Here is a 10843-nt window from a genome sequence, read left to right on the forward strand (position 1 = left end):
GGTCAGTACACGTCCCGGGCATACCGCTTGTCGGCGGTGAGCTGCTTGACGTAGGTCTCCGCCTCCGCCTCGTCGAGGCCGCCGTGCAGGACGGCGATCTCCCGCAGGGCCCGGTCCACGTCCTTCGCCATGCGGGAGGCGTCGCCGCAGACGTAGAGATGGGCGCCGTCCCGCAGCCAGGACCACAGCAGCGGGCCGTGCTCGCGCATCCGGTCCTGCACATAGATCTTGGTGCGCTGGTCGCGGGAGAAGGCGGTGTCCAGGCGGGTGAGCGTGCCGTCGGCGAGGAAGGCGGCCAGCTCCTGTTCGTAGTAGAAGTCGGTCGCACGGTGCTGCTCGCCGAAGAACAGCCAGTTGGGCGCGCGGTGGCCGCGGGCCCGGCGTTCCTCCAGGAAGCCCAGGAAGGGCGCGATGCCGGTGCCGGGGCCCACCATCACCGCCGGTACGGCCGGGTCGGCGGGCGGCCGGAAGTGCGGTGCCCGCTGGACCCGTACCGGCACCGGGGTGTCAAGTTCGGCGTCGGCGAGGAAGGGCGAGCACACACCCTGGCGGGGCCGGCCGGCCGGGTTCTCGTAGCGGACCACGGAAACCGTCACCGACACCCGGTGGGGATCGGTCAGCGGACTGGAGGATATGGAGTACAGGCGGGGTTGCAGCCGGCCCAGCACGTCCGCCCACTCCTGCGCCCCGGCCCGGATGCCGAACTCGGCGAGGACGTCGACGGCCTGGCGTCCCCAGGACCACTTGGCCAGCTCGTCCTTGTTGTCCGGGCGCAGGAGTTTGCGCAGCTCGCGCGGGTCGTGGGCGCGGTCGGCGGCGAAGCGCAGCAGGCCGGGGGTGATCCGGGTGATGTCCAGGTGGCGCAGCAGGGCCTCGGCGAAGGGCAGTTCCCCGACGCCGTCGAGCCGTACGGCCGTACCGGCGTCCAGACCGGTGACGGCCAGCCACTCCGTCACCGTCTCCGCCCAGTTGACGGGGTGGACGGCCAGCGCGTCCCCGGCCTCGTAGACCAGCGGGGTGTCGCTGTCGCGGGTGTCGAAGGTGAAGCGCCGGACCTCCTTGCCGGCGCCGGGCCGGCTGAGCAGGCGGTTGCCGGTGAGGCGGGCGGTGACCGGGGCGGCCCGGCCGGGCCGGGGTGCCGCGGGGGCGGGGATGCGGGTGGGGTTGGGGGCCGGTTGCCCGGGGGCGTTCAGCGCGGTGCGTACCCGGTCGAGCCAGGCTTCGGCCGCCGTCCCGTAGTCCGGTTCGCAGTCGGTGCGCGGCACCAGCCGTACCGCGTCCAGCTCGGCCAGCCGCCGGTCCAGGCGGCGACCGTGCCCGCAGAAGTCGTCGTAGGAGGAGTCGCCGAAGGCCAGCACGGCGTAGCGCCTGCCCGGCAGGCGCGGGGCGTCGGGTGCGGCGAGGGCGTCCCAGAACCCGGCGCCGTTGTCCGGGGCGTCGCCGTCGCCGAAGGTGCTGGTGATCAGCAGCAGGTCGGCCTCGGCGGGCAGCGCGGCGGGGGCCGTGTCGGCCATGGGCAGGAGGGAGACGGGATGGCCCTCGGCGGTGAGCCGCTCGGCCGCGGCGGTCGCGAACTCCTCGGCGGTGCCGGTCTGCGAGGCCCAGAGGATCACCACCTGACGGCGGGCGGATCCGTCCCGGGGCTGTGCCGCGCCGGTGGGCGCGGGGGCCTGCTCGGCCCTGGAGTACATCCCGGCCAGGACGCCGTTCACCCACAGGGCGTGCTCCGGGCTGAACGGGGCGTCCGGCGGCAGCACCGGGATGCCCGGGGCGCCGGAGGGGATACCGGCGAGGAAGCCGCTCAGATAGCGGCGTTCGTGCTCGGCGAGCACGGGAGGCGCCGCTGCGGGGTCCAGCCCGAACGCGGCGGCAGCGGACCCGGCGGAGCGGCCCCCGGGAAGCGTCGGCGCCGACGCGCCCCCCGCCGGTGTCGTGGCCGCGGGGGTCGTGGCCCCGGCGGTCTTGGCCGCGCTGGCCGCCGGCACGGGCGTGCGTACCGTCACCGGGGTGCTCACCCTGGTCAGCGACACCGCGCACACCTTTAACTCGGGCTGGTACGACAGCGGGTCGACGGCGTCGCTGGTCACCGCGTTGACACTCAGGTACTCGCCGAACAGGTCGTTCCAGTGGAAGGGCGCGAAGCAGCAGCCCGGCCTGACCCGGTCGGTGACGAGCGCGGGCAGCACGGCCCGCCCGCGCCGCGAGGCGACCTCCACCGAGTCGCCGTCGGCGAGCCCCAGGGCGGCCGCGTCCCGTGGGTGCACCTCCACGAAGGGGCCGGGGGCGAGCCGGTTCAGCTTGGCGACCCTGGCCGTCTTGGTCAGGGTGTGCCAGTGGTGCTGGAGCCGGCCGGTGTTGAGCAGGTACGGGTAGTCGTCGTCGGGCATCTCCGCGGCCGGCAGATACGGCCGGGCGTGGAAGACCGCCCGGCCGCTCGGGGTGGGGAAGACCGGCGAGCCGTTCTCGTCGAGGTACCGGATCGGATTGCGGTCGGGCCCGTCCGGGGTCGCCGCCGGCCACTGCACCGGGGTCGTCCGCAGCCGCTCGTAGCTCACTCCGCGCAGGTCCCAGCCGGTCGCCGGGTTCCAGGCCCGCTTGATCTCCTCGAAGATCTCCTCGGCGCTGTCGTACGCGAACCCCTTCTCGTAGCCCATGGCGCGGGCCACGGCGGCGATCAGGCGCCAGTCCGCCATGGCCTCGCCGGGCGGATCGGCGGCCGGGCGGGCGAGGGTGAGCGTGCGCTCGCTGTTGACCAGCACGCCCTCGGTCTCGGTCCACAGCGCCCCGGGCAGTACGACGTCGGCGTAGGCGTTCGTCTCCGTCTCGGCGAACACGTCCTGGGTGACGACGAACTCGGCGGCCTCCAGGCCCTCGATGACCGTCTTGCGGTTGGCGACGGAGGCGACCGGGTTGGTGCAGATGATCCAGCACGCCTTGATGTCGCCGTCGGCCATCTGCCGGAACATCTCGACCGTGCCCCGGCCGACGCCGTCGGCGCGCAGGGCGCCCGGCTCCAGCTCCCACAGCTGTTCGACGAAGGCCCGGTCGGCGTCGACGAGCACCGAGCGCTGTCCGGGCAGGCCCGGTCCCATGTAGCCCATCTCCCGGCCGCCCATGGCATTGGGCTGGCCGGTGAGGGAGAACGGCCCGCTGCCCGGGCGGCAGATCGCGCCGGTGGCGAGGTGCAGGTTGACCAGGGCGTTGGTGTTCCAGGTGCCGTGCGTGGACTGGTTGAGGCCCATCGTCCAGCAGCTCGTCCACTCCTTCGCCTCGCCGATCAGCCGCGCCGCCTCCCGCAGGTCCGCCTCCGGGACGCCGGTGATCCGTGCGACGGTGGCGGGCGGGTAGTCGGCGAGGAAGGCGGGCATCTCCTCCCAGCCCTCGGTGTGCGCGGCGATGAACTCGGGATCGGTGCGGCCCTCGGCGTGCAGCAGGTGCAGCAGGCCGTTGAGCAGGGCCAGGTCCGTGCCCGGGGCGATCTGGAGGAACAGGTCGGCCTTGTCGGCGGTGGCGGTGCGCCGCGGGTCGACGACGATCAGCCGGGCGCCCGCCGACTTCACCCGCTCCATGATCCGCAGGAAGAGGACGGGGTGGCAGTCGGCCATGTTGGAACCGATGACGAGGAAGACGTCCGCCGCGTCGAGGTCCTGGTAGGAGCCGGGCGGCCCGTCCGCGCCCAGGGACAGCTTGTAGCCGGTGCCCGCGCTGGCCATGCACAGCCGGGAGTTGGACTCGATGCGGTTGGTCCGGATGAACCCCTTGGCCAGCTTGTTCGCCAGATACTGCGCCTCCAGGCTCAGCTGCCCGGAGACATAGAGGGCGACGGCGTCGGGGCCGTGCTCGTCGACGATCCGGCGCAGCCGGCGGCCGGTCTCGGCGACGGCGTCCGCCACCGGCGCGGGCCGGGGCTCCTCGCCGCGGTCCAGCCGGACGAGGGCGGTGGTCAGCCGGCCGGGGGCGGCGAGCAGGTCGGCCGTGGTCGCGCCCTTGGTGCACAGCCGGCCGAAGTTCGCGGGATGCTCCTTGTCGCCGCTCGCCCTCAGGACCGTACGGCGCCCGTCGGGTCCGGTGCCGACGTCGAGGACCAGCCCGCAGCCCACCCCGCAGTACGAGCAGACGGTGCGCACCTTCGTCGTGCCCTCGTTCCCCGAGCCCGGCGCGGCCACCGGCGTCTCCCTTCGCTGTGCTCTGTCCGAACCCACCTCCGGAATCGTACGAACCGCTCATTACACGGGTGTCTCCCGGCCCGCTCACGAGGGGTAAATCCCGCCGCACAGATCGGGCCGGACGGATGTGAGCACCGGCCCCGGCCGGGCGGTGCCCACCGGGAAGGGGTGGACTGCACAGGGCAGCTTGACGGGGGCGGGCGTTGTCAGAGGGGGGTCGTACGCTGCGGAGGGAGGGGTCGTCCGGGGGGGGCGGCCGCCGGGAAGGAGTGTGCCGTGACCCGACCACCGAGCGCCGCGCAGCGGCATGTGATCGAGGCCGCCGATCCGGTCACCGGCCGGCTGCGCGGGACCCCGGCCCAGCTCGCGGCGCTGGTGCGGCACGGGCTCGCGTTCCGGCATCCGCGGCCGCCGCACGACCACTTCCTCACCCCCGCCGGGCACCGGATACGCGAACCGGCACCCGCCGCCGCGCCGGAACCCGCGCCGGACACCGGGGTGTTCGCGGCGCGGGTCGGCGATGCGCGCCAGGACCCGGTGTCCGGCCCGGAGCGGCAGCGGGAGGTGCACAGCGCCTGGCAGGGGCTGCTGGAGCTGCGCCGGATGACCAACCCGGACGGTGCCGTGGACCGGCCGTGCGGCTGGGAGCGGGCGCATCTGGTGCGGGCCGCCGCGCTCGCCCTGGAGGCGGCCGGGCACCACCCGGCGGACCGGTCGGCGGAGGGGTACCGGGTGCGCGCCACCCCGCAGCCGGAGGCGGTCGCCGTGTACGCGCCGGACGCCGGGACGCTGGCGGCCTGCGCGGCCACGCTGGAGCGGGCGGGATGGCAGTCGGGCGAGTACACCGAGCCGCGGACCCGGGCCCGCTATCTGCTGGCCTCGCCGCGCCGGGTGTGACGGGCGTGTCAGGATCGGGGGCGGCCGTCGCGGCGTCCACGCGATGCCGTACCCGAATTGCCGTACACACCAGGGGTGTTCATGAGTGAGCCGTTCGCCGTGCGGGTGACCGTCCGCGGCTACGAGACCGATGTGCAGGGCCATCTCAACCAGGCGGTGTACCTCAACTACGCGGAGCACGCCCGCTGGTCGCTGCTCCAGGCCGCCGGAATCACCCAGGCCGAACTGATCGGCACCGGGGTGGGTCCGGTGGCGCTGGAGACGACGATCCGCTATCTGCGAGAACTGCGCGCCGGTGAAGAGGCCGACGTGACCTGCGCGTTCCAGTGGGGCGGCGGAAAGACCTTCCGGGTGGTGCAGGAGATCCGCAAGGCCGACGGCACGCTCGCGGCGGAGGTCACCGGGGTCGGCGGGCTGCTGGACCTGAAGGAGCGCAGGCTGGTCGCCGATCCCGGCAGGGTGTTCCGGGAACTGGCCGCCGATCCCGCCCTGTTCGGGCTGCCGTCATGACGCGTCCGGGCCGGAGTCCCCATGGGTCGGTACGGCGATCTGGTTGAAGCCGTAGTACACGGCCAGCAGCCCGTGGGCGGCCAGCGTCAGGGGCGCCGAGACGAAGGAGAGCGCCACGGTGAGCGGGTAGCCGAGGGAGCCCAGGGCGAAGCGGGCGCGGGTGGCACGGGCGGCCGCCGTGTCCACGCGGGCATCGAAGAGGTGGCCGGTACGGGTCAGATGCCACCACAGGGCCTGGAAGGCGAGGGCCATCAGGACCATCACCAGGCTGTACACGGCGGCGGCGGTGTGTGCGGCCCGGGCGCCCTCGCGCAGATACTCCGCGAGCAGCGCCGTCGGCCAGGGCACCGCGGCCACCACCATCAGCACCAGCAGGTTCAGGAACATCAGGGTGCGGTCGACGCGGGTGACATAGCTGAAGACCTGATGGTGGTTGACCCACATGATGCCGATGACCAGGAAGCTCACCACATAGGCGGCGTAGGAGGGCCACTGGGCCCCGAGCGCCTGCCACAGGCCGCCGTGTTCGCCGGTCCTGGGCACCTTGATGTCGAGGACGAGGAGCGTGATGGCGATGGCGAACACCCCGTCGCTGAAGGCCTCGACCCGGCCGGATTCGTTCATGGCCCCAGCGTGCCCCACGGCGGGCGGGACCATGGTCGTTTCACCTGGTCCCGCCCGCCGTCGTCGTGATCCGTGCGCGGTATCTCAGTGCGCGGCGGCGATCTCCTCGCCCGCCTCCATCGGATGGGTGACGTCCTGCGCCTCACGCCCTCTGCCGAGGTGGTTGAAGAGGAGGTTGAGGACCACGGCCATGACACAGCCCGTGGAGATGCCGGAGTCCAGGACGATCTTCGCGGTCTGCGGGAAGGAGTGGTAGAACTCCGGCGCGGTGATCGGGATGATGCCGACCGCGAGGGACACGGCGACGATGAGGACGTTGTTGTCCTTGTCGAGGCCGGCCCGGACCAGGGTCTGGATGCCGCTCGCGGCGACCGAGCCGAACAGCACGACGCCGGCGCCGCCGAGGACCGGGCGGGGTACGACCGCGATCAGCGAGGCGGCCATGGGGCACAGGCCCATCAGGACCAGGAAGCCGCCGCCGGTGGCGACGACGTACCGGCTGCGGATCCGGGTCATCGCGACGAGCCCGATGTTCTGTGCGAAGGCGCTGCACATGAAGCCGTTGAACAGCGGGCTGAGCGCGGAGCCGAGGGTGTCGGCGCGCAGACCGGCCGCGATGGTCTTCTCGTCGGCCGGGCGTTCCACGATCTCACCGAGGGCGAGCATGTCGGCGGTGGACTCGGTCATGGAGACCACCATCACCACGCACAGGGAGAGGATCGCGGCGAGGTGGAACTGCGGGGTGCCGAAGTGGAAGGGGGTGGGGAAGCCCACCACGTCGGCCTTCGCCACCGGGGAGAAGTCGGTGACGCCGAACGGTATCGCGATGAGGGTGCCGGCGATCAGGCCGAGCAGGACGGCGATCTGCTTGAGGAAGCCGCGGGTGAAGCGGCGCAGCAGCAGCACGATGGCCAGGGTGATCCCGGCGAGGGTGAGATAGGTGGTCGAGCCGTAGTCGTCGGCGGCCGGGTTGGGACCCTGGGCCCAGCCGAAGGCGACCGGGAGGAGGGACACGCCGATCAGGGTGATGACCGACCCGGTGACGACCGGCGGGAAGAAGCGGACGGCCTTGCTGAAGAAGGGCGCGGCGATGAAGCCGAGCAGGCCGGCGACCATCACCGCGCCGAAGATGACCGGCAGCGCGTCGGACTTGTCCTTGGCGGAGGCGACGACCGCGGTCATGGGGGCGACGCCGGCGAAGGTGACGCCGTTGACGAACGGCAGCCGGGCGCCGATCTTCCAGATGCCGAGGGTCTGGAGAAAGGTGGCGAGGCCCGCGGTGAACAGGCAGGCGCCGGTGAGGAAGGTCAGCTCGGTCGCGGACAGGCCCACGGCCGCGCCCACGATCAGGGGTGGGGCGACGACCCCGGCGTACATGGCGGCCACATGCTGTAGGCCGGTGGTCGCCATTTTCAGGGCGGGGAGTTTCTCGTCAACAGGATGGGCGGCCACGGCGGCTCCTCCGGGCGGGTAACACGTTCGTCGACGACGACGTGGGTTTCAGGGAGGTGGTGCGGTGCGGTGTGCGGACCGTGACGGAGCGTGGGGGCGTGAGCGGGGGGTGAGCGGTGACCGTTCCGGGGCGCGTGCGTCCACACGCGCCCCGGAGACGGCTGCCGTGGATCCCGCTCGGATCCACGGCTCCGGCCGGGAGCCGTCCCTCTCGGCCGGAGTTCTGGGGAGTGCCGCGCCGGATCAGGCCTGGGCGGCGATGCGGGCGAGGCGCTGGGCCTCCTCGCGGGTGGAGCGCGCGATGGCCTCCTCGTCGACGGCGACCAGGCGGCCGTTGTCCACGATCTGCCTGCCGTTGACGAAGGACGCGGTGACCGGGGCCGCCGCGCCGAAGACCAGCGCGGTCACCGGGTCGGCGATGGAGGAGTGGGCGAGCGTGTCCATCTTCCACAGCACCACGTCGGCCAGCTTGCCCGGCTCCAGCGAGCCGATCTGGTCCGCGCGGCCGAGCACCTGGGCGCCGCCGTGGGTGCCGAGCCGCAGCGCCTGGCGGGCGTTGAGGGCGGCCTCGCGGTGCGCGCCGAGGCGGTTGATCAGCAGGGCGTTGCGCAGCTCGGTGTGGAGTTCGCCGGACTCGTTGGAGGCGGTGCCGTCCACGCCGAGGCCGACCGGGACGCCGGCCCTGAGCATGTCGGGGACGCGGGCGATACCGGCGGCGAGGCGGGCGTTGGAGGACGGGCAGTGGGCGACGCCGGTCTTCGTGCGGGCGAAGGCGGCGATGTCGGAGTCGTTCATGTGGACGCAGTGCGCCATCCACACGTCCTCACCGAGCCAGCCGGTGGACTCGAAGTAGTCGGTCGGGCCCATGCCGAACAGCTCGTGGCAGAACTTCTCCTCCTCCACGGTCTCCGAGCCGTGGGTGTGCAGCCGTACGCCGAGGCTGCGGGCCAGCTCGGCACCCTGGCGCAGGAGTTCGGTGGAGACGGAGAAGGGCGAGCAGGGCGCCACGGCCACCTGGGTCATGGCGTCGAAGGAAGCGTCGTGGTGCTTGCGCACGGTCTCCTCGGTCGCGGCGAGCGCGCCCTCGAGGGTCTCGACGGCGAAGTCCGGCGGCAGGCCGCCGTCCTTCTCGCTGCGGTCCATCGAGCCGCGGGCCAGGGTGAAGCGGACGCCCATCTCGGCGGCGGCGCGGATGATCGAGCCGGACAGGTCGCCGGAGCCGTGCGGGAACACGTAGTGGTGGTCCATGGCGGTGGTGACACCGCCGCGGGCCATCATCGCGAGGGACCCCTGCGCGGCCGCGTAGGTCATCTGCTCGTCGATGCGCGCCCAGGTGGGGTAGAGCGCGACGAGCCAGTTGAACAGGTTGTGGTCGGTGGCCAGGCCCCGGGTGATCCACTGGTAGAAGTGGTGGTGGGTGTTGACCAGACCGGGCGTGGCCAGATGGCCGCTCGCGTCGATCCGGCGCACCACGTTCTCCAGGCCCTGAGGGGCCTGGCCCGCGCCGAGCGACTCGATCCGGTTGCCGGCCAGGACCAGGTAACCGGAGGCGTACTCCGTGTCGCCCGCGTCCACGGTCGCGATGGCGCAGTTCTCGATGACGATGCGCTGGGCTGCCGATGGTGCCATCGTGCTTCCTTGTCTTTTCAGTGGCGGACCCGTGGACAGGAGGACGAAGGGTCCACGGGGAGGGCACGGCAGGACCCTAGGAGGATTTGAGTGCCGCAGCCGGGTGGCGGCTCCGGGTGCCGAGATGGTGGAAGAACAGATTGAGCAGGACCGCGACGAGCGCGCCGGCGCTGATGCCGGAGCCGAGCACGGTCTGCGCCCAGGCCGGGAAGCCGGCGTAGAAGGTCGGTGCGGCCAGCGGGATGATGCCGGCGCCGAGTGCGACCGCGACCAGGATGATGTTGGAGCTGTCGTCCAGGCCCGCCTCGGACAGCGTACGGATGCCGCTGACGGCGATCGAGCCGAACAGGACGATGCCCGCGCCGCCGAGGACCGGCAGGGGAACCAGGGAGACGACCGCGCCGAGCACCGGGAAGGCGCCGAGGACCAGCAGGGTGCCGCCGGCGACGGCGACGACATAGCGGCTGCGCACCCGGGTGAGCGAGACGACGCCGACGTTCTGGGCGAAGGCGGAGGTGGGGAAGCCGCCGAAGACGGGGCCGAGCAGGGTGGCGATGCCGTCGGTGCGCAGGCCGCGGGTGATGGTCCGGGCGTCGGTGCGGCGCTCGCAGATCTCGCCGAGGGCGAGCATCCCGGCGCTGGACTCGGTCATCAGCACCAGCATCACGATGCACAGCGACAGGATCGCCGCGGGCTGGAACTCGGGGGTGCCGAAGGCGAAGGGCGCGGGCAGCGCGGCGACGGGGGCGGACCTCAGGGCGCCGAAGTCGGCCATGCCGAAGGGGATGGCGGCCAGGGTGCCGACGAGCAGTCCGCACAGCAGGGCGACCTGCTTGACGAAGCCGCGGCCGAAGCGCTGGATCAGCAGGATCACCGCGAGGGTGAACCCGGCGAGCGCGAGGTGCCGCATGGAGCCGAAGTCGGCGGCGTTCTTGTCGCCGCCCTGCGCCCAGCTCACCGGGACCGGCATCAGGGTGACCCCGATGAGGGTGATGACCACGCCGGTGACCAGGGGCGGGAAGAAGCGGAGCAGCCGGCCGAAGAACGGGCCGACGGCGAGGCAGAAGACACCCGCGACCATCACCGCGCCGTAGACGGCGGGGAGCTGGTGGCCCGGGGAGTTGGTCTCGGCGATCGCGAGGATCGGCGCGATTCCGGCCGAGGAGGCGGCGTTGACGAAGGGCAGCCGGTTGCCGACGAGTCCCTTGACGCCGAGGGTCTGGAGGAGGGTCGCGACGCCCGCGATGAGCAGGCTCGCGGCGATCAGCCGGGTGCGGGCCGCGAGGTCGAGTCCGCAGGCCTGGCCGATGATGAGCGGAGGAGTGACAACGCCTGCGTACATGGCGGCGATGTGCTGGAGCGCGGCGGGGACGAGCCGCGAGACGTGGAGCTTCTCGTCCACCGGGTGCACGGACGTGACGGCGTCCTCGGTGTGCACCGGCGGGGTGGAACACGGGGCTGTGTCGGCCCCCTGCGCAGGCTGTGCCATTTCGTTCCCTCCGGTGTGGCGGGGGCCCCCCCCCGGGGGGGGGGGGGGGGGGGGGGGGGTCCGCGCTCGAGGGTTG

7 protein-coding genes are annotated in these 10843 nt (G+C 72.7%); 2 read left to right on the forward strand and 5 right to left on the reverse strand.

Going from position 1 to position 10843, the window contains the following annotated elements:
• Positions 1–2: 2 nt before the first annotated feature.
• On the reverse strand, positions 3–4166 hold the full coding sequence (locus tag ACZ5CZ_RS07230) for a molybdopterin-dependent oxidoreductase (RefSeq protein WP_468940178.1): 4164 nt from the start codon (positions 4164–4166) through the stop codon (positions 3–5).
• Positions 4167–4442: 276 nt separating this feature from the next.
• Here ACZ5CZ_RS07230 and ACZ5CZ_RS07235 point away from each other — a divergent pair, with 276 nt between their 5' ends.
• Both ACZ5CZ_RS07235 and ACZ5CZ_RS07240 read left to right on the forward strand, forming a co-directional pair.
• Positions 4443–5063, forward strand: a complete 621-nt coding sequence (locus tag ACZ5CZ_RS07235) for a hypothetical protein (protein ID WP_468939986.1) — start codon at positions 4443–4445, stop codon at positions 5061–5063.
• A gap of 81 nt (positions 5064–5144) precedes the next feature.
• Positions 5145–5573: an acyl-CoA thioesterase gene (locus ACZ5CZ_RS07240; RefSeq protein WP_385840806.1), complete on the forward strand. Its 429-nt coding sequence runs from the start codon at positions 5145–5147 to the stop codon at positions 5571–5573.
• Here the strand turns inward: ACZ5CZ_RS07240 and ACZ5CZ_RS07245 are convergent.
• The 4 genes from ACZ5CZ_RS07245 to ACZ5CZ_RS07260 form a co-directional block, all read right to left on the reverse strand.
• A complete protein-coding gene (locus tag ACZ5CZ_RS07245) occupies positions 5568–6197 on the reverse strand; it encodes a TMEM175 family protein (protein WP_385840805.1) in 630 nt (209 codons plus the stop codon). The genes ACZ5CZ_RS07240 and ACZ5CZ_RS07245 overlap by 6 nt on opposite strands.
• 84 nt (positions 6198–6281) lie before the next feature.
• Positions 6282–7649, reverse strand: a complete 1368-nt coding sequence (locus ACZ5CZ_RS07250; RefSeq protein WP_385840804.1) for a nucleobase:cation symporter-2 family protein — start codon at positions 7647–7649, stop codon at positions 6282–6284.
• A 243-nt stretch (positions 7650–7892) separates the two neighbouring features.
• Positions 7893–9278: an 8-oxoguanine deaminase gene (locus ACZ5CZ_RS07255; protein ID WP_385840803.1), complete on the reverse strand. Its 1386-nt coding sequence runs from the start codon at positions 9276–9278 to the stop codon at positions 7893–7895.
• A 76-nt stretch (positions 9279–9354) separates the two neighbouring features.
• The gene (locus ACZ5CZ_RS07260; RefSeq protein ID WP_468939992.1) at positions 9355–10767 is read right to left on the reverse strand and encodes a nucleobase:cation symporter-2 family protein; all 1413 of its coding nucleotides are present in this window, start codon (positions 10765–10767) and stop codon (positions 9355–9357) included.
• Positions 10768–10843 lie beyond the last annotated feature (76 nt).

The organism is Streptomyces sp. NPDC031418 (assembly GCF_055581605.1).

What these genes read in the sequence shown, in the direction of transcription:
- ACZ5CZ_RS07240 (WP_385840806.1), top strand. Translation starts at nt 5,145, where the DNA reads ATGAGTGAGCCGTTCGCCGTGCGGGTGACCGTCCGCGGCTACGAGACC.
- ACZ5CZ_RS07245 (WP_385840805.1), bottom strand. Translation starts at nt 6,197, where the DNA reads ATGAACGAATCCGGCCGGGTCGAGGCCTTCAGCGACGGGGTGTTCGCC.
- ACZ5CZ_RS07255 (WP_385840803.1), bottom strand. Translation starts at nt 9,278, where the DNA reads ATGGCACCATCGGCAGCCCAGCGCATCGTCATCGAGAACTGCGCCATC.
- ACZ5CZ_RS07260 (WP_468939992.1), bottom strand. Translation starts at nt 10,767, where the DNA reads ATGGCACAGCCTGCGCAGGGGGCCGACACAGCCCCGTGTTCCACCCCG.